The organism is Streptomyces sp. NPDC041122 (genome assembly GCF_055592445.1).
This window is the reverse complement of the sequence record NZ_JBVIYQ010000010.1, coordinates 308307-330076: the sequence shown is the minus strand read 5'-3', so window position 1 is coordinate 330076 and position 21770 is coordinate 308307. Positions and strand designations below refer to the sequence as shown.

The 21770-nt window shown below is 73.5% G+C and carries 17 protein-coding genes; 4 read left to right on the top strand and 13 right to left on the bottom strand.

The features are described 5' to 3' along the window. Positions 1 to 39: 39 nt before the first annotated feature. The 5 genes from ACZ6B8_RS32595 to ACZ6B8_RS32575 all read right to left on the bottom strand — a co-directional run bounded on the left by ACZ6B8_RS32595 (position 40) and on the right by ACZ6B8_RS32575 (position 6433). Complete coding sequence (locus tag ACZ6B8_RS32595; protein ID WP_471085768.1) at positions 40 to 1074, bottom strand: nucleoside triphosphate pyrophosphohydrolase; 1035 nt, start codon at positions 1072 to 1074, stop codon at positions 40 to 42. A 74-nt stretch (positions 1075 to 1148) separates the two neighbouring features. After that, the gene (locus ACZ6B8_RS32590; RefSeq protein ID WP_471609538.1) at positions 1149 to 1817 is read right to left on the bottom strand and encodes a SurA N-terminal domain-containing protein; all 669 of its coding nucleotides are present in this window, start codon (positions 1815 to 1817) and stop codon (positions 1149 to 1151) included. 160 nt (positions 1818 to 1977) lie between these two features. Beyond that, positions 1978 to 3504: a serine/threonine-protein kinase gene (locus ACZ6B8_RS32585; protein ID WP_471086046.1), complete on the bottom strand. Its 1527-nt coding sequence runs from the start codon at positions 3502 to 3504 to the stop codon at positions 1978 to 1980. Between the two features lie 44 nt (positions 3505 to 3548). Next, positions 3549 to 4181: a hypothetical protein gene (locus ACZ6B8_RS32580; protein ID WP_471609537.1), complete on the bottom strand. Its 633-nt coding sequence runs from the start codon at positions 4179 to 4181 to the stop codon at positions 3549 to 3551. Between the two features lie 182 nt (positions 4182 to 4363). Next, positions 4364 to 6433: an N-6 DNA methylase gene (locus ACZ6B8_RS32575; RefSeq protein ID WP_471609536.1), complete on the bottom strand. Its 2070-nt coding sequence runs from the start codon at positions 6431 to 6433 to the stop codon at positions 4364 to 4366. A 177-nt stretch (positions 6434 to 6610) separates the two neighbouring features. Here ACZ6B8_RS32575 and ACZ6B8_RS32570 point away from each other — a divergent pair, with 177 nt between their 5' ends. Beyond that, on the top strand, positions 6611 to 7384 hold the full coding sequence (locus tag ACZ6B8_RS32570) for a hypothetical protein (protein WP_471609535.1): 774 nt from the start codon (positions 6611 to 6613) through the stop codon (positions 7382 to 7384). Positions 7385 to 7436: 52 nt separating this feature from the next. Here the strand turns inward: ACZ6B8_RS32570 and ACZ6B8_RS32565 are convergent, their stop codons facing one another. The 6 genes from ACZ6B8_RS32565 to mfd all read right to left on the bottom strand — a co-directional run bounded on the left by ACZ6B8_RS32565 (position 7437) and on the right by mfd (position 15292). Next, positions 7437 to 8195, bottom strand: a complete 759-nt coding sequence (locus ACZ6B8_RS32565; RefSeq protein ID WP_471609534.1) for an N-acetyltransferase — start codon at positions 8193 to 8195, stop codon at positions 7437 to 7439. A 131-nt stretch (positions 8196 to 8326) separates the two neighbouring features. Continuing rightward, positions 8327 to 9049, bottom strand: coding sequence for an HNH endonuclease family protein (locus tag ACZ6B8_RS32560; protein ID WP_471609533.1), 723 nt, complete (start codon positions 9047 to 9049; stop codon positions 8327 to 8329). Beyond that, entirely contained in the window at positions 9046 to 9789 is a 744-nt protein-coding gene (locus ACZ6B8_RS32555; protein ID WP_471609532.1) for an MOSC domain-containing protein, read from the bottom strand. Before ACZ6B8_RS32555 ends, ACZ6B8_RS32560 begins: the two co-directional genes overlap by 4 nt. Before the next feature lie 164 nt (positions 9790 to 9953). Continuing rightward, on the bottom strand, positions 9954 to 10541 hold the full coding sequence (locus tag ACZ6B8_RS32550) for a Uma2 family endonuclease (protein ID WP_471085745.1): 588 nt from the start codon (positions 10539 to 10541) through the stop codon (positions 9954 to 9956). 49 nt (positions 10542 to 10590) lie between these two features. Next, positions 10591 to 11442, bottom strand: coding sequence for a helix-turn-helix domain-containing protein (locus tag ACZ6B8_RS32545; protein ID WP_471609531.1), 852 nt, complete (start codon positions 11440 to 11442; stop codon positions 10591 to 10593). 295 nt (positions 11443 to 11737) lie between these two features. After that, on the bottom strand, positions 11738 to 15292 hold the full coding sequence (mfd, locus tag ACZ6B8_RS32540; RefSeq protein WP_471609530.1) for a transcription-repair coupling factor: 3555 nt from the start codon (positions 15290 to 15292) through the stop codon (positions 11738 to 11740). Positions 15293 to 15637: 345 nt separating this feature from the next. On the opposite strand from mfd, the gene ACZ6B8_RS32535 reads away from it, so the two are divergent. The 3 genes from ACZ6B8_RS32535 (at position 15638) to ACZ6B8_RS32525 (ending at position 18188) form a co-directional block, all read left to right on the top strand. Then, entirely contained in the window at positions 15638 to 16141 is a 504-nt protein-coding gene (locus tag ACZ6B8_RS32535; RefSeq protein WP_471609529.1) for a SigE family RNA polymerase sigma factor, read from the top strand. Then, positions 16134 to 16616, top strand: coding sequence for a hypothetical protein (locus ACZ6B8_RS32530; protein WP_471609528.1), 483 nt, complete (start codon positions 16134 to 16136; stop codon positions 16614 to 16616). Before ACZ6B8_RS32535 ends, ACZ6B8_RS32530 begins: the two co-directional genes overlap by 8 nt. 90 nt (positions 16617 to 16706) lie before the next feature. Then, positions 16707 to 18188 carry a DUF2079 domain-containing protein gene (locus ACZ6B8_RS32525; protein WP_471609527.1) on the top strand — a complete coding sequence of 494 codons (1482 nt, stop codon included), beginning with the start codon at positions 16707 to 16709 and terminating at the stop codon, positions 18186 to 18188. Positions 18189 to 18278: 90 nt separating this feature from the next. Here ACZ6B8_RS32525 and ACZ6B8_RS32520 read toward each other — a convergent pair whose 3' ends face one another. Both ACZ6B8_RS32520 and ACZ6B8_RS32515 read right to left on the bottom strand, forming a co-directional pair. Next, a complete protein-coding gene (locus ACZ6B8_RS32520; RefSeq protein ID WP_471609526.1) occupies positions 18279 to 20861 on the bottom strand; it encodes an ABC transporter permease in 2583 nt (860 codons plus the stop codon). Further along, positions 20858 to 21646, bottom strand: a complete 789-nt coding sequence (locus ACZ6B8_RS32515) for an ABC transporter ATP-binding protein (RefSeq protein ID WP_471085727.1) — start codon at positions 21644 to 21646, stop codon at positions 20858 to 20860. The genes ACZ6B8_RS32520 and ACZ6B8_RS32515 overlap by 4 nt, the downstream gene beginning before the upstream one ends. Positions 21647 to 21770: the final 124 nt, after the last annotated feature.

The following is a 21770-nucleotide window of genomic DNA, read 5'->3' as shown; positions in this document are numbered from 1 at the left end:
ACCCCCTACGTAGCCGAACGGCTCCAGGGAGCAACCGTACTAGGGCGTGTCCACCGCTCCTCCGCCTTCGGCGGCACGCACCGCGTCGCGGTAGGCCCGCGCCGCGACCCGCAGCGCCGCCTCCGGGTCGACGCCCTCCGCCTCGGCCCGCAGGGCGAGCGCGAGGAGTTCGTACCCGACGCCCTCCCCCGTCGGCACCGTCACCTCGAGTCCCTCCGTGCGCGCCCGGGACGCCAGCTTCGCCGCGAACGCCAGGCCGGGCTGGCCGATCGGGACGCCCTCGGTGACCGAGGTGCGCTGCTTCTCCTGCGCCTTCGTGCGCAACCAGTGGGCCTTGACGTCCTCCGGGGTGCGCGCGGACGCGTCGCCGAAGACGTGCGGGTGGCGGTGGATGAGCTTCTCGACGATGCCGCCGGCGACGTCGTCGACGGAGAACGGCGCGTCCTCGTCCTCCGGGCCGCCCTCCTCGGCGATCCGCGCGTGGAAGACGACTTGGAGCAGGACGTCGCCGAGCTCCTCGCGCAGCTCGTCCCGGTCGCCCTCCTCGATCGCCTCGACCAGTTCGTACGCCTCCTCGATCGCGTACTTCGCCAGGCCCTGGTGGGTCTGCCGGGAGGACCAGGGGCACTCCTCGCGGATCCGGTCCATCACCTGGACCAGGTCGAGCAGGCGCGCGCCCGGCAGGTCGTACGAGGCGGGCAGCAGCTCCAGGTCCGGCATGGCGACCCGGCCCGATCCGGCGAGCCGGGCCAAGCCGTCGGTGAGGGGGCTCTCGCCCTCGGCGGTGGCGAGCACCAGGACCGTGCGGCCACCCGCGCAGGCGTCGACCAGCTCCTGCGCGGTGGGCGCCGCCTGCTCCACCCGTACGCCCGCCTCGCGCAGATACGGCAGCTGCGGGTGGTCGGCGTCGGCGCACAGCACCGCGTCGGCCGCGTGCAGGGCCTGCCAGGCGGGCCAGGACAGCAGGCCGGGCGCGACGCGGTGGCTGGTGGTCAGCAGGATGACGCGGCCGACGGCGTCGGGCGCGGGGGAGGCGTCGGCGCCGGCCGGGGGCGTGGTCTCGGTGTCGTTCACCCGTCGAACGTAACCCAGCCCACCGACACCACCGGCACCACCGACGGCGCCCGCACCCTCGACGCCACGGCCGGTCAGGCCGGCTGTTGCTGCTGTGACGCCCCGGTCTCCGAGACCTGCCGCAGCCACGGCGTCTTCGTGTCCGTGCGCTTGTTCTTGTCGACGTCCCACGTGCCGTAGCGCGGGTTCAGATCGATGTCGAGCTTCTTGGAGGCGCCGGAGAGCGCCTTCCAGAAGAGCGCCTGGCCCTGCGGCGAGTTCATGTCCGCGCCCAGCTTCCGCGCGAGCTTCTGCGCCTCGATCTCGGTGCGCAGGCTCTCGTCGAGGCGGGCCGGCGCGACGCTGTACTGCTGGAGCCAGCCGCGCTCCAGGGCCTTCTGGCCACCGGCCTGCTGTGCGAGGCCCGCGCGCATGGTCTGGATGTCGCGGCGTGTGACACCGACGCCGGCGTCGGTGGCCGCGCGGTGCAGCACCTTGTCCAGGACCATGGTGTGCAGCGTGGAGCGGGTGAGGCCGCCGGACTTGGCGATGGCCTGCGAGTACTGCGCGTCGTCGGGGACCGCGGCACGCTGCGCGTCGCGCACCTCGTTCACCCGGCCCTCCAGCTGCGCGACCGTGATGCGGTCGCCGCCGACGACGGCCGCGGCGCCTGGGTGCGCGTCGCTGCCGCAGGCGGTCAGGAGCGGGGCCGCGGCGACGGCGGCCGCGGAGAGAAGGAGCGCTGTGCGACGACGGCGGTGCAAGGAAGCCTCCCGTGGGGGATTGTGCGGCGGTGCACAAAGTCTTGCGGTGATCGATGGTAGGCAGTGGCCGTCGTCTCGGCCAGCCATTCGGCACCTATTCGACCAACGATTTCCCGGGAGTTGAGGCACCCTCGGTCCCTCATCACCCCGCCTACGGGCATCAGCCGCGCACTTGTCCGAGCCATTGCAGGGTGCGCCGGATCTCCGCGGGGAACGGGTGCCCCGGCCCGTGCAGCAGCTCCGCGTCGTGCAGCAGCCGCGCCAGCGTGTCGTGGGCGGCGGGCCGGTCGCCGAGGGCGAGGAGCAGGTGGCCGGTGCGGCGGCGGATCTCCAGGGACTGGTGGCGGTCCTCCGTCGCGTACTGGTTCTCGTAATAGGGGAGCAGCGCGCGGTACTCGGCGAGCGCCGCGGCCGGTTCGCCGAGCTGCTCCAGGCACTGCGCGGCCTCGTAGCGGAACCGCAGCGAGTGCGGGTCGGCCTGGCCGGACTCGGCCGCGCGTTCGTCGGCGAGGCGCCGCAGCTCGGGCAGGGCGCGGCGGTACTGGCCGTCGTCCATGAGCGTGGCGGCGTACTGCTTGCGCAGCGTCCGTACGACGGTCGAGTGTTCGCCGTGCTCAGCGGCGGCGGCCGGCAGGATCGCGCCGAGGATGTCCACGGCCTGGGTGATGCGGCCCTCGCCCAGCAGCCGTTTGACGTCCTCGACGGCCCGGGCGAGCTCCTGGCGGGGCGGCGCTCCCGGGGGTCCCGCCGTGGGGGGCGGCGGCATGTCGGGGGCGGGCGCGGGCGTCGCCGCGCGGTCGGGCCACGGCGCGTGCGGGCGCAGGAAGGGGCGGGTCGGGTCGAGCGGCCGGCCCGAGGGGACGCCGCGGGCGGGCAGCAGCGGCACCAGCTCCTCGTACACCTCCTGGGCGCTGGAGTGGCGGTGCTGGGGGTCCTTGGCGAGCAGCCGCAGGACGAGGGCCTCCAGGGCCGGGGGCACCTCGGGGCGCAGTCTGCGCACCGGCAGCGGCGGTTCGTAGAGGTGGCGGTGGAGGACGCCGAGGGCGGTGGAGCCGGAGAACGGCACGTCGCCGCTGAGGAGTTCGTGCATCAGCACGCCGAGCGCGTACAGGTCGGTGTACGGGCCGACGGCGCCGCCCATCGCCTGTTCCGGCGCCATGTAGGCCGGGCTGCCGATGGGCGAGCCGGTGTGGGTGAGGCGGGTGGTGTCGGTGTCCATGACCGAGGCGATACCGAGGTCGAGGATGGAGACGGTGCCGTCCTGCCTGACCATGACGTTCCGCGGCTTGAGGTCGCGGTGGACGATCGGCACGGCGTGCACGGCGGAGAGCACGGCGCACAGCTGGGCCGCGACCGCGACGGCCCACTGCCAGGGGTAGGGGGCGTGCTCGGCGAGGTGGTCGCCGAGGTCCGCGCCGTCCACGTACCCCATGACGAGGTAGAGCTCCTCGCCCTCGCTGCCCGCGTCGTGCACGGTGACCAGGCCGGGGTGGTCGACCTGGGCGGTGACGCGGCACTCGCGCGCGAAGCGGCGGCGCAGCTCCTCGGCCTCGGCGCCCGCGACCCGGTCGGGGCGGAGCAGCTTGACGGCGACGCGGCGGTCCAGGCGCTGGTCGTACGCCGTCCAGACCTGGCCCATGCCGCCCTGGCCGATGAGCGTGGCGAGTTCGTAGCGTCCCGCGACCACGCGGCGGCCCGCCGCCGGCCCCGGCGGCGTACCCGGTTGCACGGTCAGCTGCCGCCTTCCTGCTTGCGCAGATAGTCACTGAGCTCGTCGAGCTCGGCCCGGACCTGGTGGATGCGGGCGGGGGCCGGGCGCGTGGGCGGCGGCGGGGTCTGCGTCGCCGGATGCGTCGCCGGGGCCGGCGGCGGGGCGTACTGGGTGGGCGCCTGCTGCTGCGGATAGCCGTAACCGGGCTGGGGTTGCGGCGTGGGTTGCGGCTGCGGCTGGTGCTGTTGCTGTTGCTGTTGCTGTTGCTGTTGCTGCGGTACGTAGCCGGTGAACTGCGGCTGCTGCTGCCGGTACCGGCTGAAGTGGCGGATGTCCGCGTACAGGTAGTACGCGAGGGACGCCGTCAGGGTGCAGAGCAGCACGATCATGCCCGCGCTGCCCGGCCCCTGGAACTCCTCCTCGCCCGGGTCGACGCCGATCAGCACCAGGGCGGTGATGTCGAGCGCCGTCACGACGGTGAACAGCAGCCAGTCGTGGGCCTTGCGCGTCACGAACGCGAGCCGCAGCATCGGCGTCCACGCGAGCATCCCGCACGTCACGACCGCGAGCGCCACGAAGACCACGCGCAGCGTCACATGCGTGCCGCCGGAAGGGGGCGGCTGGTGCTGTGGCGCATAGCCGTGGCCGTGCATGGCTGCTCCTGGTGCCTGAAGACGAACGAATGCGGATTCGAGCGTATAGGCCGACAGCGTGAACGGGTCCCGGGTTGTACCGAACCGTTGTCGTACTGGTCACGCCACCGCGGGGCGCCCCGGTTCCGGGCGGTTCGGACTTCGTGGCGGAAGCGTTCCCTCACCGCGGCGGAAGCGTTCCCTCACCGCGGCGGAAGCGTTCCGTCCGTCAGTCCGTCGTGCAGGCCGCGCACCAGCCGCTCGCCGAGCAGCGCCGCGCGGCGCAGGGTGTCCTCGAACTCGGCGAGACGGCGGAAGCGCTCGCTGTAACCGCGCTGTCCGGCCGGCGGCAGCCGGGGCAGTTCCAGACGGCGGACGTCGAGCCGGGCGGAGGTGGAGGCGTAGCTGCTGGCGCGGCGGTGGCCCGCGGTGCCGCGCAGGAACCCCGCGAGGAACCACGGGTCGAGGGCGGCCGGGTCGGGCCGCAGCAGGGTGAGGCCGCGGCCGAGCGCGGCGCCCGCGGTGGCCTCGTCGATCACCCGGGCCGCGGCCCCGCCGCCGAACACCGGGACGACGACGTCGCCGGGCGCGGTGTGCACCGGTACCTCGTCCGTCGCCCCCTCGTGGGCGGTGCCCGACGGCGGGCCGCCGCTCAGCACGTCGTGGTCGGTGAGCACGGGCGTGCCGTCGGCGGCCGCGCCGGTGCCGGTGTGCAGCGACAGGGCGCCGGCACGGGCCAGTTCGCCGACGGTGGTGAGCGGCGGGCGCGGGGTCCCGGCGGCGGCCGGCGCGAGGTCGGCCGGCGGTGGGGTGAGGTCGGCGGCGCGGCGCAGCGCCTCGCCCAGGCCCTCGCGTACGGTCGCGAGCTCCGTGCCGCCGCTGCCCGCGGCGGGCGGCGGCAGCCGTCGCGCGGGCGCCAGGTCGACCTCGTCGTCGAGGAGTTCGAGCACCGGCACGCTGCGGGCGAGCCCGGGGCGTTCGTCGAGCGTGCCGTGCCGGTCGGCGTGCTCCCAGGCGTCGAGCACCGCGTCCTGCACGGCCGCCCAGAGCTGCTTGCCGCGGCCGTCGGCGGCCAGGAGCTGCGCGGTGTCCATGAGCAGCAGTTCGGGCGCGGGCCGGTCGGCCGGGCCGGGCCTGCGCAGCACCCAGACGTGCAGGGGCAGGTTGTACGGCGGTGCGGCGCCGGCCGGCAGGGCGATGACGGCGCGCAACGCGCCGCGGCGCAGCAGGTCGGCGCGGATGCGGCGGCCGGAGCGGCGGGACGCGGCGGCGGGCGGCATCAGCAGGACGGCGGTGCCGTGGTCGGTGAGGCGGGCCAGCGCGTGCTGCACCCAGGCCAGTTCGGACTCGGCGCGGGCGGGGAAGCCGTACTCCCAGCGGGCGTCGTAGGCCAGTTCGTCGTGGCCCCAGTTGCGGTCGTTGAAGGGCGGGTGGCAGAGCACGGCGTCGGCCCTGCGGTCCTCGTACCGGTCGGCGCGCAGGGTGTCGGCCGCCAGGGTGCGCACGGTCGCGTCGGAGTGCAGGGCGAGCCGGAGCGCGGTCAGGGCGGCGAGTTCGGGCGCGCTGTCCTGGCCGTAGAGGTACTGGTCGGGGCGGGGCGGTACGGCCTGGAGCAGGGCGCCGGTGCCGCAGGCCGGGTCGAGGACGGTGCGCGGGGCCGCCGTGGTCGCGGCGATGCGGGCCATCAGTTCGGCGGGGCCGGCGGGGGTGAGCGTGTACTGGCGGGGGTTGGCCTCGGTGTGCCGGCCGAGCAGGAACTCGTACGCGCCCCGGGCGCCCAGCTCGGCCGCGAGCTCGGCGGCCAGGCGCAACAGCGGTACGGAGAGCAGGAGTTCGGTGGGTGCGGGGGTGAGGACCGCGCGCCTGCGCCGTACGCCGAACCGCAGCGTCAGGACGTCGTCCAGCTCGTCCGGCAGCAACTGCGCCAGCCGTTCGTCCGAGACGGCACCGAGCGCGAGCCAGGCCGTCGGGCGGTCCCGGATCAGGAGCAGGGCGCACCCGGTGTGCAGCAGGGCGGTGGCGGGGCCCGCGGGGTGTCCGGCGAGCTGTTGCCAGACGCGTTCGGCGAGCGGGACCTCGACGAGTTTGCCCTGGGCGCGCAGCCACCGTTCGACCTCGGCGAGCGCGAAGGAGGGGCTGGTCTCGGTGCCGCCGACGGGCCGGGGGAAGTCGCCGTGCCGACGGCGCCAGTTGCTGACGGCGGCGCGGCCGACCCCGGCAAGGCGGGCGATCCCGGCGGCGGTGACCTCGGTCGCATCGTCCGGCGGCGTCATCTGGCAGCTCCCCTCGTCGCGCGGGGTCCGTCGCGCGGCGTCGAGCATACCGAGCCGACGGGCGCACGGAAGGCTTCACGGGCGTTGACCCGGTGTTCACTGTTTCGCGTGTTGACTCGGTTCACACGCTTCTGCTCTGATGTCCTCACCGAACGAACTTCCCTGGGGGGATTCCTCATGCGCCACCACCTGCGTCCCGGCCACCCGCGCCGCACCGCCGCCCTCGCCGCCGTCCTGGCCGTCGCGGCCGTCGGGCTCACCGCCTGCGGCACGGAGAAATCGGACGGTCAGGCGAAGCCGTCGGCGCCCTTCGCGGGCCGCAGCGGCACCGAGATCGTCGACAAGGCCGTCAAGGCGACCAAGGGGGCGGACTCGCTGCGGATCGGGGGCACGGTCCGCGACGAGGAGACCGGCCGGATCACGATGGACCTGGCCCTGGATACCGCGGGCCGCTGCGCGGGCGAGCTGTCCCTCGCGGACCAGGGCTCGTTCCGCCTGGCCGTGCCCGGCGACGACATGGTCTACGTGAAGTACAGCGAGGAGTTCCTGCGCGCCCAGAGCAAGGGGGAGCCCGCGGACGAGACGCGGGCGGTGGTCGAGATGCTCGGCGGAAAATGGGCCAGGACCGGCGCGACGGGCGCCGACGCGAAGGACATCTCCGGCATGTGCGACCTCGACCAGCTCCTGGCGGACTTCGGGGACATCGACTCCGGGGCGCGCAAGGGCGCGACGACCACCGTCGGCGGCACCCCCGCCATCGAGATCTCCGCCGGCGACGCCAAGGACAGGTTCAAGATCTACGTCGCCACCGAGGGCAAGCCCTACCTGTTGAAGATCACCGAAGCGGGCGGCGGCGACCGGGACCAGCTGTCGTTCACCGACTACGACAAGCCCGTGCCGGCGAAGAAGCCCGCCGGGGACGTCCTGGACCTGGACAAGCTGGGCGCCTGACGCCCGCCCGCCACCGGGCGGGCGTCACCGGGCGCGCCCTGCAGGGCGGGCGTCACAAGGCGTGCCGCACCCACACGTTCGGCTCGACGTACACGCCGTAGCCGCGCGACGGTTCGCAGTGCACCGGCACCAGGGCGCCCGGCACCTCGACCGGCCCGTCCGCCTCGAAGGGCAGGCCGGTCCACTCGCGCCACTGCGCGGTCGACCCCGACACTGTCATGGAGGCGTGCGCGACCTTGTCGATGACGCCGCCCGCCCGCACGTGCACCCGCAGCCACGGGTCGTACGGGAGGCCGTCCTCGCGGGTGCGGTACGCGTACTCGTCGATCGGCGCGGTCGGTTCGAGGTGCTTGGCGTTGGGCCGCACCGGCGCGACGACCTCGGTGAAGCCGCGGGCGCGGGCGTTGTCGCGCAGCGCCGCGAGCATCCGTCCGGACAGGCCCTTGCCCCGCGCGGTCTCGTCGATCGTGATCTCGATGGCGCTGACGGTGTCCGCCCCCTTGCCGTGCCGCAGGTCGGAGAAGGCCCACAACATGATCTGGTCCCAGCCGCCGTCGGGCAGTTCGCCGCCGGTGCGCTCGTGCAGGGCGAGCGGCACGCTGAAGGCGCGGGCCACGACCTTGCCGTCTCCGTCGCCGTCCTCGGCATCGGTGGCGACCAGGACGTACTCCGGGAGTTCCGCGAGGATCCGGCCTATCAGCGACCAGCCGACGGGGTCGTGCAGGATGAACTCCGGCCAGTCCTCGGCCATGCCCCAGGCCGGGCCCGCGAGGTCGGGCCGCTCGGCCAGGGTGGTGATCTTCAGGTCCATGGGCCGGACCGTACGTGACCCCGCGGGGCTTGCGGTATCGAGTTTTTCCGCTGGTACGACTGGTACGAAGGGGTGCTGGGCGCGCCGGCCCGCACCCCTCGAAGACTCCTCCGGGCCCCGCGGGGCGGTCGTCAGCGGGCGTGGAAGCGGGACGGGGCCGTCGTCGGGGCCGGGCCCTGCGGGAGTTTCTCTTCGGGGCAGGTGTTCAACACCTTTTTCATGGCGGCCCGTTCGGCGTCGGTCACCCACACCCCGTACTTCTTCTTCACGGCGACCTGGCCGGCCACGTAGGCGCAGCGGAACTTCTTGTTCGGCGGCAGCCAGGTCGCGGTGTCGCCGTCGCTCTTGCCGCGGTTGGTGCCGGCGTCGACGGCGAGGAGGTTGAGGGGGTCGTTGGCGAAGGCGATCCGCTTGCCCGGCTCCCAGCGGAACGCGCCCTTCTGCCAGGCGTCCGAGAGCGCCACGAGATGGTCGATGTCGACCTGGCTGCGGCCCCGCCGGAACGTCACGTCCCGGCCGGTGTACGGATCGGGCGCGAGCGTCCCGGCCGCCACCCGGCAGTCGCCGCCCTGATACCTGACGTCCTTCAGGTCGCGCTTGAGGATGTCGTCGCGGGTCGGGCAGCGGTTGGAGTCGGTGTCGGCCCAGGCGGTGCCGAACCGCTCACGGGCGTAACCGGTCTTGGGCGCGCGGCCCTTGACGGTCAGCGTGTCGACGGCGGCGAGCGCGGAGCCCGCCTTCGCGCCCGGTCCGGCGGCGCCGTCCTCGGCCTTGTCCTTGCCGGTCTCGCACCCGGTGAGGAGCGCGGGCACGGCGAGGGCGGCGAGCAGGGCCGCGGTGCTGCGCCGGTTCACCGGACGACCAGCGTGTCGCCGAGGGCGAGCGGCGCGGGCGCCACCATGTCCGTGTGCAGGCCGATACACATGCCGCGGGCGGTGGTGAGGGTCTTCAGGACCCGGTTGTCCTCGGGCAGGCCGGGCTGGGCCTGGGTGACCATGACGCAGCGCTTCACGCGTTGCAGCCCGCGCAGCCGCAGCGGGCCGCCCTGGCGACCGCCGCTGCCGCCGTCCCCGTCCCCGTCCCCGTCCGCGTCCCGGCCGATGAGGATCTCGCGGCCGACCCAGTCCTCCTCGATCCAGGGCTCGTCGGTCTCCACGACGATGTTCTTGCGCAGCCGCCGTACGTCGACGGGGTCGGCGTCGCCGAGCAGGTCGCCGAGCGCGCGGAGCGAGGCGGTGCCGACGATCGAGACCGGGGAGACGTCCTTGTGGCTCGCCTCGCCCTCCTGGACCAGTTCGACGCCCGCGCCGAAGCGCTCGGGGATCCGCGGGTCGCCGGGGCGCAGCGTGGCGCCGTCCGGCGCGGTGACGACGGGGGTGCCGTCCTCGTCGTACGTCGCGTAGTGCTCCAGGAGCCCGCGGACGCGGCGGAACCGGGCGTGGTTCTTGCCGCTGCCCAGCTTCCCGTCGGGAAACCGCAGGGCCCACGCACGGTCGCCGACGGGGCCCCGCGGGCCGAAGTCGAGCCGTTCGTGCTCCTCGCCCAGCATCGACTTCACCGGAAACCGGTACAGACCCACGACCTTGAGCGTCACGGCGCTCTCCCCTCCCCTGGGCGGACTCTCGCGGCCCACGGTAGCGCCCGCGCGGTGCGGCCCTTACCTCCGCGGTGATCGACCGGTTCCCCTCTTCCCCGCCGAGTGCGCCCGGCCCGGTCCGCCGAGCCGGCGCGGGCCCGCCCGCCGTCCTGACGGCTCCCTCACTCGTAACGGGGCAGGCCCTCCGTGGAGATGGTCCAGTCGGCGATGGTGACGTCCTCGCCGTAGACGAAGTCCTTGCGGGTGGCGTAGCGCGGGCCTTCGGGCGTGGCGTGGATGTCGGAGAGGACCGCCCCCGTGCCGGTGCGGGGATCGAAGATCGCGTACACCGGGATGCCGAGGAGCGGGTAGTCGCGGGTCTTGCCGACCCAGTCGTTCTCGGGGTTCGAGCGCGAGACGATCTCGATGGCGGCGATGAGGGTGCGGGGGTCGACGGCGCCTTCGACATCGAGGTCGGTCCACGCGAGCACGATCACGTCGGGGTGGCGGAGGATGCCCTCAGGTTCGTGTTCCACATCCGGTGTCCCGGTGTGTGCCAGCAGTTCGTCCGGCATCCGCCGTTCCAGACGGCGGCTGATATGTGCCGCCGTCACCTCGTGCGGGCCCCCTGGCGTCATCGTGTCGTGGACGATTCCTTCCTTGGTGATCTCGAATTTTCCGGGAAGGCCGTCCCACGCGTGCTCGACGACCTCACGCATCGCCCGGTACTGGGAGCTGCCGTTCCGCGAGCTGTCCGGGGCGATGGTCATGGCGTGCGCTCCTCGTCTATGCCCTGGGGCAAGGGTCGTCACGTTCATGCTAGGCGGCCTCCGCCTTGGGTGGGCAGCCGCGGCAGTGGCCCGGCTGCGGTGCGCGGAAGGCGCGGTCGCAGGCTTCGCAGGTCTGGAGCGGGTCGGGCCGTCGTGGTCGCGCGGGCAGCGGTGGCGGCAGCAGCGCGGTGAGGCGGTGGGCCAGCAGGGCGGCCGGGTGCCGCAGGCCCTCGGGGAGGTTCGCGGTGAGGGTGCGGCGTACGGCGTCGGGGGCGGCCCCGCGTTCCAGCCAGGCGGCGACCGCCGGGGCCAGGCCCCGGACGTCCCGCTCGGCGAGCAGCAGCCGGGGATCGTGGCGGTGCAGGTCCGCGAGGAGCGCGGCGGCGGTGCGGTGCCGGTCCAGGTCGGGGGTGGCCGGTTCGGGGAGGGGCGCGTGGACGGCCCGTCCGGGCGGCGCGGGAGCGGGTTCCTCGGATACGGGCCCCGCGGGGGCAGGCCCCGCGGACACAGGCGCCGCAGGGGCGGATTGCGGGCACGTGCCCGGCTGGTTGTACGAGACCGTCCGGGTCACCACCCGGCCGCCGGGCAGCCGCTCGCGCGTACGGGCGAGGTAGCCGTGCCGCTCCAGCTCACGCAGCGCACCGGCGATGCGGTGCTCGCTCTCGGGGAAGCGGGCGGCGAGGAACTTGATGCCGATGCGCGCCCCGGCGGGCAGCGACTGGATGTGGACGGCGAGCCCGATCGCGAGGAGGGAGAGGCCCCGGTGCTGGGCGAGGTGATTGCCGATGACCGTGTAGCGGGCCGTGTAACGCGAGTTGACGTGGACGACACCGGATCGGGGGGTCGGACGGGGAACGGCAGACGACGCGCGGGAGGGCGCGCTAGGGTGTTGGAAAGCCATCGGGAAGCCTCCTACTTCCTCGGTGGTCAGGCCCTCGATCGGGATTGCAGTCCCGGCCGGGGGCCGTCGCATGTCTGGAGTTGTCGCGGCGAGCATATGCCCGCGAACAGGCGGCAAAGCCAGCCCAGTTGGCGAATGTCACCCGGGCGAGTGACGCCTCCCGGAGTGGCCCCGGAGGGGTTGGCGGGGGTACTCCCCCAAGGCCTTTCAAGCTTTTGCGTCGCCGGCGGCCGGGCCCCGGCGGACCGGGTCGCGGACGCCCGCGACCCGGTGACCGGAACCGCCGCCGCGCCGCCTACGACCCCAGGATCGACGTCAGGAACTCCCCGACCCAGCCCAGCAGTTCGCGGCCGACCAGCGGCTTGCCGCCGACCTTCGCCGTCTTCGGGCGCGGCACCAGGACCTGCTGGGCGGTGACCTTGATGACCGTGCCGGGGTAGAGCCGCTTGAGGCGGAGTTCCTGGGACTCGCGGAGGTCCACCGGGGCGAAGCGGATGTTGTTGCCCTGGAGGACGATCTCGCCGACCTCGCAGGCGCGGGCCAGCATGCGCAGGCCCGCCACGAGGAGGAGGTTCTCCACCGGCTCGGGCAACTTGCCGTAGCGGTCGGTCAGTTCCTCCCGTACCGCCTTGACGTCCTCCTCCGTGGTGGCGGAGGCGATGGCGCGGTAGGCCTGCAGGCGCAGCCGCTCGCCGGGCGCGTAGTCGTGCGGGACGTGCGCGTCGACCGGGAGCTCGATCTTGACCTCCAGCGGCGGCTCCTCCTCCACGCCGCCCTCCAGGGAGGCGCGGTAGTCGGCCACCGCCTCGCCGACCATGCGGACGTAGAGGTCGAAGCCGACGCCCGCGATGTGGCCGGACTGCTCGCCGCCGAGGAGGTTGCCCGCGCCGCGGATCTCCAGGTCCTTCATCGCCACGTACATGCCCGCGCCCATCTCGGTGTGCTGGGCGATGGTGGCGAGCCGCTCGTGGGCGGTCTCGGTGAGCGGCTTCTCCGGCGGGTACAGGAAGTACGCGTAACCGCGCTCGCGGCCCCGGCCCACCCGGCCGCGCAGCTGGTGGAGCTGGGAGAGGCCGAAGTTGTCGCCGCGCTCCACGATCAGCGTGTTGGCGTTGGAGATGTCGATGCCGGACTCGACGATCGTCGTGGAGACGAGCACGTCGAACTTCTTCTCCCAGAAGTCCACCACCACCTGCTCCAGGGCCTGTTCGGACATCTGGCCGTGGGCGGTGGCGATCCGCGCCTCGGGGACGATGTCCCGCAGCCGGGCCGCCGCGCGGTCGATGGACTCGACGCGGTTGTGGATGTAGAAGACCTGGCCCTCGCGCAGCAGTTCGCGGCGGACGGCCGCGCCGATCTGCTTCTCCTCGTACGGGCCGACGAAGGTCAGGACCGGGTGGCGCTCCTCGGGCGGCGTGGTGATCGTCGACATCTCGCGGATGCCGGTCACGGCCATTTCGAGCGTACGGGGAATGGGGGTCGCCGACATGGTGAGCACGTCGACGTTGGCGCGGAGCTTCTTCAGCTGCTCCTTGTGCTCGACGCCGAAGCGCTGCTCCTCGTCGACGATGACCAGGCCGAGGTCCTTGAACCTGGTCTCGGAGGAGAAGAGGCGGTGGGTGCCGATGACGATGTCCACCGACCCCTCGCGCAGCCCTTCGAGCGTCGCCTTGGACTCCGTCTCCGTCTGGAAGCGGCTGAGCGCCTTCACGCTGACCGGGAACTGCGAGTAGCGCTCGGAGAACGTGCCGAAGTGCTGCTGGACGAGGAGGGTGGTGGGCACGAGGACCGCGACCTGCTTGCCGTCCTGGACCGCCTTGAAGGCGGCGCGGACCGCGATCTCCGTCTTGCCGTAGCCGACGTCGCCGCAGATCAGCCGGTCCATCGGGACCGTCTTCTCCATGTCCTCCTTGACCTCGGCGATGGTGGTCAGCTGGTCGGGCGTCTCCACGTACGGGAAGGCGTCCTCCAGCTCGCGCTGCCAGGGGGTGTCGGAGCCGAAGGCGTGGCCGGGGGCCGCCATGCGCGCGGAGTACAGCTTGATGAGGTCCGCGGCGATCTCCTTGACCGCCTTCTTCGCCCGCGCCTTCGTCTTCGTCCAGTCGGCGCCGCCGAGCCGGTGCAGGGTGGGGGCCTCGCCGCCCACGTACTTGGTGATCTGCTCCAGCTGGTCGGTGGGGATGTAGAGCCGGTCGCCGGGCTGGCCGCGCTTGGCGGGGGCGTACTCCACGACGAGGTACTCGCGGGTGGCGCCCTGCACGGTGCGCTGCACCATCTCGATGTAGCGGCCCACGCCGTGCTGCTCGTGGACGATGTAGTCGCCGGCCTCCAGGGTCAGCGGGTCGATCGTCTTGCGGCGGCGGGCCGGCATCCGCTGGCCGTCCTTGCCGGCCGCCTTCTGGCCGGACAGGTCGGTCTCGGTGAGCACGGCGAGCTTCAGCGCCGGGTCGACGAAGCCGTAGTCGATGGAACCGCAGGAGACGTGCACGACGGACGGCGTCAGCTCGCCGAGGTCGCCGTCGAGGCGGGCCGCGATGCCCTCGCCGCCGAGCACCTCGACGGTACGGGCGGCCGGGCCGTGGCCCTCGGTGACGTAGACGGTGCGCCAGCCCTCTGCGAGCCAGCCCTTGGTGTCGGCGAGCGCCTTCGCGGTGTCGCCGCGGTAGGTCTCGGTCGCGCGCATGCCGAGCTTGAGGGTGTCCTTGTCGCCCGGCGCGCCGGCGTCGTGTGCCAGCTCATCGTCGGCGGCGAAGGGCGAGACGGACCACCACATCATGCCGAGGTCGCGCGCGTGGTCGCGGACGTCCGCGATGCCCCACAGGGAGGCCGCGTCCACGTCGATCGGCGCCTCGCCGCCGCCGGCCGTCGCCGCCCAGCTGGCCTGCAGGAACTCCTGCGAGGTCGCGACCAGGTCGGCCGCGCGGGTGCGCACCCGCTCCGGGTCGCAGACCACCGCCATGGACCCCTCCGGCAGCACGTCGAGGAGCAGCTCCATGTCGTCCACCAGGACCGGGGCCAGCGACTCCATGCCCTCGACGGCGATGCCCTCGGCGATCTTCCCGAGCAGCTCGCCCAGCTCCGGGTGGTCCTCGGCGAGGGCGGCGGCCTTCTCCCGTACGTCCTCGGTGAGCAGCAGCTCGCGGCAGGGCGGCGCCCACAGGCCGTGCTCGGCGACCTCCAGGGAGCGCTGGTCGGCGACCTTGAAGTAACGGATCTCCTCGACGTCGTCGCCCCAGAACTCCACGCGCAGCGGGTGTTCCTCGGTGGGCGGGAAGACGTCGAGGATGCCGCCGCGCACCGCGAACTCGCCGCGCTTCTCGACCAGCTCGACCCGGGAGTACGCGACCGCCGCGAGCGCCTCGACGACCTCGTTCAAATCGGTGCTCTGCCCGGTGCGCAGCGCCACGGGCTCCAGGTCGCCGAGCCCCTTGACCTGCGGCTGGAGCACCGAGCGGACCGGCGCCACGATCACCGAGACCGGGCCGGTCTCCGGGTCGTCGGGGCGCGGGTGGGCGAGACGGCGCAGCACCGCGAGGCGGCGGCCCACCGTGTCGGAGCGGGGCGAGAGCCGCTCGTGCGGCAGCGTCTCCCACGAGGGGTACTCCGCGACGCCGTCCGGCGGCAGGATCGTGCGCAGCGCCGCGGCCAGGTCCTCGGCCTCCCGGCCGGTGGCCGTCACGGCGAGGACGGTGCGGCCGGACTCACGGGCCAGCGCGGCCACCGCGAAGGGCCGGGCCGCGGGCGGGCCGACCAGGTCGACGTGCGTGCGGTGACCGTCGGTCGCGGCCTGGGCCGCTTCGGCGAGTGCCGTGTCCTTGACGACGGCGTCGAGCAGACCGTGCAGGCTCATGGAGGCTTTTTCCGTCCAGATAAACCGGCAGTGGTGGGCGACGACCGGCATGGGTGGGCAACGCGAGCCGCCCGGCACGTCGTACGGGCCGGGGGTCTCCAGCGTACGACTCCGCGCTGACCGGCGCGGCCCGGTCGGGGCGCGGCGGTGTGCGGGAACGGCAGGCGGGCCCGTGCGCCCCGGACAATGGGCGGTGAACACCTGTCCGAAAATTCCCGGCCCACCGCGTAAACCGGGCAGGTGTCCCGGGCGTACTGCCTTCGAGAACCCCCGCGCAGGACGACCCCCGCACGATCGCGGTACGCCGCGCACCCCGCACGCGCACCGCACGCATCTGGAGACCACGTGACCGACGAGGAGTTCGAGGCGTTCTACGCGCACTCCGTGAGACCGCTGGTCGGGCAGGTGTATCTGATGACGGGCGACCTCCACGAGGCGCAGGACGTGGTCCAGGAGGCCTTCGTGCGGGCCTGGGCGCGCCGCTCCCGCCTGGAGCGGGACGCCGGGCCCGAGGCGTGGATCAGGACCGTCGCGTGGCGCCTCGCGGTGAGCCGGTGGCGGCGGCGCGGCCGGTCCGCGGACGCCTGGCGGCGCCACCACGGGGAGCGGCCGGGCGCCGCGCCCGCACCGGACCCCGGGACGGTCGCGCTGGTCGCCGCGTTGCGGCGGCTGTCGGAGCGGCAGCGGCGGGTAGCGGTCCTGCACTACGTGTGCGACCTGTCCGTCCAGCAGGTCGCCGCGGAGACCGGGATCGCGGCGGGGACCGTGAAGTCCCATCTGTCCCGTGCCAGGGCGGCCCTCGCGCCGCACCTCGACGACGCGCTCACCCCGGAGGAGCACCGTGACTGAGCCCAAGCCCCCGGCCGACGACCGGCTCGCCGGCGCGCTGAAGCGGGCCGCCGACGCGGGTGCCCTGGCCGCCGCGCCGGTGCCCGCGGGACAGGTGAGCGAGCGCGGCGCCCGCCGCCGGCGCCGCGTCCACGCGGTGGCCGCCGCGCTCGCGGTGTGCCTGGTCTCCGGCGGCACCGCGCTCGCCGCTGCCCAGTTCGGCCGGGGCGGCACGCCGGTCGGCCCCGCGGCGCCCCCGAGCCCCACGCGGTCGGCCTCGCTGCCGGAGTCCTCCCGCACCGACGGCTCGCCCTCTCCCCGGACGCCCACCACCCGGACCTCCCCGCCCCTGACGCCCTCCGGCCGGGCGTCCGCCGGGCGGGACGCGCCACCGGCCACGACCCCGACCCCCTCCGGCCCGCCCCCGGCCTCCCGGACGCCCACCGCCCTTGCGACGACCCCGCCGACGGCCACCGCGACGGACACGGGAGGCTGAGGGGTGGATCCAGGACCCGCCGCCCGTACGTCCCACCGACCCGCCCCGAGACCTGCCCCCGCCCCCGCACCCTCACCAGGAAGCCATCCCATGCCCGGAGCCCACCCCGACGCCACCGCCCCGGAGCGTGCCGACGAGCTCATACCGGGGCGGGACCGGACCCCGTCCGCCACCGCGAACGGCCCGGCACCCGCCGACACCACCCGCACCAGGTCCGACCGGCTCTGGGACCGCGCCCCGCTGCTGCTCGCGGCCGCCCTGTTCGCCGCGTACACGATCGTCTCCGTCGGCCGCTACCGGCGCCTGGAGAGCCGCTCCTGGGACCTCGGCATCTTCGAGCAGGCCGTCCGCGCCTACGCCCACCTGCGGGCGCCGGTGGCCGACCTCAAGGGGCCGGGCGCCAACATCCTCGGCGACCACTTCAGCCCCATCACCGCCCTCCTCGCCCCCGTCTACCGGCTCTTCCCCTCGCCGGTGACGCTGCTCGTCGCGCAGGCACTGCTCATCGCCGTCTCCGTCGTCCCCGTCACCCGCGCCGCGACCCGGCTCCTCGGGCGCGGCTCCGGTGCGGCCGTCGGGGTCGCGTACGGGCTGTCGTGGGGCATCCAGCGCGCCGTCGACTTCGACTTCCACGAGATCTGCTTCGCGCTCCCGCTGATCGCCTTCTCCCTGGAGGCACTGCTGCGCCGGCGGTGGCGTGCCGCCCTGCTCTGGGCGCTGCCGCTCGTCCTCGTCAAGGAGGACCTGGGAGTGACGCTCGCGGCCATCGCGGTGGTCGTGGCCATCCGCTGCCGGCGCACCGACCCCAAGGCCCTGCCCTACGCCCTCGGCGTCGCCGCGTTCGGCGCCGCCGCCACCCTCGTCACCCTCACCCTGGTCATCCCGGCCTTCAACTCGGTCGGCGCGTACGACTACTGGGACAAGGTCGGCGACACGGGCGGCACCGGGATCTTCGACGGCACCGGCACCAAGCTGCGCACCCTGCTCTGGCTGCTGCTGCCCACCACCGGGCTGCTCGCCCTGCGCTCCCCGCTGCTCCTGATCGCGCTGCCCACCCTCGGCTGGCGCTTCCTCTCCGGCGACGACCACTACTGGGGCACCGACTGGCACTACAGCGCCGTCCTGATGCCGGTCGTCCTGCTCGCCCTCGCCGACGCCGCCCACACCGCACGCCGCGCCGGCCGGGGCTGGCTGCGCCGGTACGCCGACCGCCTCCCGGCCTGCGCCGCGGCCGCCGCGCTCGCCCTGACCACGGCGCTGCCGCTCGCGGGCGTCACCGAGGCGGCGACGTACGAGAAGAGCGGGCGGGTCGCGGCCGTGGACCGGATGCTGAGGCGGATCCCGGACGGGGCGACGGTCGAGGCGAACATCGGGCCGATCAGCCGGCTGACCTCGCGCGCCCGGGTCTTCTGGGTGGGCGCGGCCCGCCCGGTCGTCCCCCGCTACGTCGCCCTGGACGTCCGGGACGGCTGGACCAAGGACCCGGTCAAGTACGCCAATACCCTGCATCCCGGCACGCGGTACGTCCTGGAGGACACCGCCTACGGGTACGTGCTGCTGCGCCGGGACTGACCCCGCCACGGGGGTGCGGACGGCAGCCGGCCCCGGCGGGCGCTGTGCGCGCTCGCCGGGGCCGGGTCCCCCGCACCCCCGTGGCGGTGGCTATTCGGTGGCGATGGCGTCGAGGACGTTCATCCGGCCGGCCCGGAAGGCGGGGACCAGCGCGGCGAACAGGCCCACGAACGCCGACCCGACGAAGACCGCGATGATCGTCGGCCACGGGATCTCCAGGACCTTCAGTCCCTCCAGGGCGAGCAGCTTCTGCGCGGTGGCGCCCCAGCCCATCCCGAGCCCGAGGCCGAGCAGCGCGCCGAAGAGGGCGATGACCACCGACTCCATGCGGATCATGCGGCGCAGCTGGCGGCGCGAGAGGCCGATCGCCCGCATCAGGCCGATCTCCCGGGTGCGCTCCACCACCGACAGGGCCAGGGTGTTCACCACACCGAGGATCGCGACGATGATCGCGAGGCCGAGCAGGCCGTAGACGATGTTCAGGAGCTGGCCGACCTGGTCCTTCAGCGTCTGCTTGAAGTCGGTCTGGTCCATCACCTTGTACTGCGGGTACTTCTCCAGGGAGTGCTTCAGGGAGGCGTACGCGGCGTCCTGTCGGCCCTTGTCGGCCGAGGCGAACATCATGTCGTTCTGCGGGATGCGGTCGGCGGGGACGTACTTCTCCATCGTCGTGATGTTGAGGTACATCGCCCCCTTGTCGACGGAGGTGTCGTCGGAGGTGACCGCGGCGAGCCGCAGCTTCGCCGTCCTGCCGTGGTCGAAGGCGACCTTCAGCTCGTCGCCGACCTTCAGGCCGTGCTTCTTCGCGAAGGCGTCGCCGACCGACATGGCGTTCGGGCCGTAGGCGGCGGACAGCTTGCCGGCGGTGGTCTCGCGGCGCAGGTCCGCGGCGTAGGAGGGGTCGGCGGCGCTCAGGCCGACGTCGTCCACGGTCTTGCCCGCGGGCGTGGTCAGGTCCGCGTCGATCTGCTTGTAGCGGGTGATGTGCGCGATGTGGTCGGCCTTGCCGAGGGCCGCGGCGGCCTTCTCCGTGATGGCGACGCCGGGCTGCGTGGGCTGGACGATGAAGTCGGCGCCGACCGACTTGTCGAGCTCGTCGGTGGCCGACGCGACCATCGAGGAGCCGACGACGGAGAGGCAGGCGACCAGCGCGAGGCCGATCATCAGGGCCGCGCCGGTGGCGCCGGTGCGGCGCGGGTTGCGCAGCGCGTTGCGCTCGGCCATCCGTCCGACGGGGCCGAACATCCGCAGCAGCACCGCGCTGATGACGCGGACCACGCCGGAGGCGAGGACGGGGCCGATGACGACGAAGCCGACGAGGGTGAGCACGACGCCGCCGCCGAGGAACAGCGAGCCCTCGCTCGCCTTGTCGGCCTGCGACGCGGTGTACAGGGCGAAGCCGCCGGCGCCGGTGAGGACCAGGCCGAGGATGGCGCGCAGGGCGCTGGAGCGGCCGTCGGCCGGGGTGCCCGCGTCGCGCAGCGCGGCCATCGGCGAGACCTTGCCGGCCCGGCGTGCGGGCAGGTAGGCGGCGACGACGGTGACGACGATGCCGAGGGCCATGCCGACCACGGGGGTCGTCCAGTTGACGGTGAGGTCGCCGGTGGACAGTTCCATGCCCATGCCGGACATGAGCTTCATCAGGCCGACGGCGAGGCCGATGCCCGCGCCGACGCCGAGGACCGAGCCGAAGACGCCGAGCAGCAGCGCCTCGACGAGCACCGAGCGGTTGACCTGCTTGCGGCTGGAGCCGATGGCCCGCATCAGGCCGATCTCGCGGGTGCGCTGGGCGACCAGCATCGAGAAGGTGTTGATGATGAGGAAAATGCCGACGAGGAAGGCGATCCCGGCGAAGCCGAGCATCGCGTACTTCATGACGTCGAGGAAGCTGCCGACGGAGTCGCGGTTGTCGTCCGCGGTCTCCTGCTGCGTCCTGACGTCGTACGGCGCCCTGCCCAGGGTCTTCGCGACGTCCGCCTTCAGCCGGGTGTCGCTGACGCCCGCGTCGGCGGTGAGGTTGACGTGCGTGAACCGGCCGGTGGCGCCGAGGAGTTCGCGCTGGGCGGTGGCGGTGTCGAAGTAGAAGATGGCGGCGCCGGGGTTGGTCACCTTGAAGGTGGCGATGCCGGAGATCCTCGCGGTGTGGTCGCCGGCCGCGGTGACGGTGCGCAGCTTGTCGCCGATCTTGAGGTCGTGCTTGTCGGCGGTGTCGGCGTCGACCATCATCTCGGTGGGTCCGCGCGGGGCGTGGCCCGAGGTGATGTCCATCGAACGCAGGTCGTTGCGCGTCCAGTTGCCGGCGATGGTCGGGCCGCCGCTGGTCGGCCCCAAGTTCTTGTTGTCGGCGTCGACGACGGTGACGCTCTGGCTGCTGACCGCGCCCTCGGCCGCCCGTACCCCGTCGGCCTTCTCCGCCTTCCGCACGACGGAGGCGGGCAGGGACTCGGGCTTGCCGCTGCGGGGCGTCTCGCCCGCCTTCCCGGCGGACTTGGGGCTGACCGTGACGTCGGCGGAGGTGGCCGCGAAGAGCTTGTCGAAGGTGGCGCCCATGGTGTCGGAGAAGACGAGCGTGCCGCACACGAACGCCACCGACAGGATGACGGCCACCCCGGAGAGCGCCATGCGTCCCTTGTGCGCGAAGAAGTTGCGCATCGAGGTCTTGAGGACGGTCATGACGTGCGCCCCCGCGCGTCGAAGGACTTCATGCGGTCCAGGACCTGGTCGGCGGTCGGGTGGTGCATCTCGTCCACGATCCGGCCGTCGGCGAGGTACAGCACGCGGTCCGCGTAGGAGGCGGCGACCGGGTCGTGCGTGACCATCACGATGGTCTGGCCGAGGTCGGTCACCGAGCGGCGCAGGAAGCCCAACACCTCGGCTCCGGCACGGGAGTCGAGGTTGCCGGTCGGCTCGTCGCCGAAGATGATCTCGGGCCGGGAGGCGAGGGCGCGGGCCACGGCGACGCGCTGCTGCTGGCCGCCGGAGAGCTCGGTCGGGCGGTGCTTGAGGCGCCCGGCGAGGCCCACGGTCTCCACGACCTGGTCGAGCCAGGCCCGGTCGGGCTTGCGGCCCGCGATGTCCATCGGGAGCGTGATGTTCTCCAGGGCGTTCAGGGTCGGCAGCAGGTTGAACGCCTGGAAGATGAAGCCGATCCGGTCCCGGCGCAGCTTGGTGAGCTTCTTGTCCTTCAGACCGGTGATCTCGGTCTCGTCCAGGAAGATCTGCCCGGCGCTGACGGTGTCGAGGCCCGCGAGGCAGTGCATCAGCGTCGACTTGCCGGAGCCCGAGGGACCCATGATCGCGGTGAACTGCCCGCGGGCTATGTCCACGTCGATGTGGTCGAGCGCGACGACTCGGGTCTCCCCGGAGCCGTACGCCTTGACCACTTGGCGCGCCCGTGCCGCTACGGCCGTGCGTCCTCCAGTGCCCCCGTGCCTGGGTGTTGCCACAGCCGTTGTCACGGTAAGTCTCCTATGTCGGTCATGCGAGGCGTCGGGTGTGCGTGCGCCGCGGGTTCGGTGGGTGCGGCGCACGCACGGTCTCGTGCGGTGCGCCTTCGGGTCTCAGTCTCGGGCCCGTGAGGGG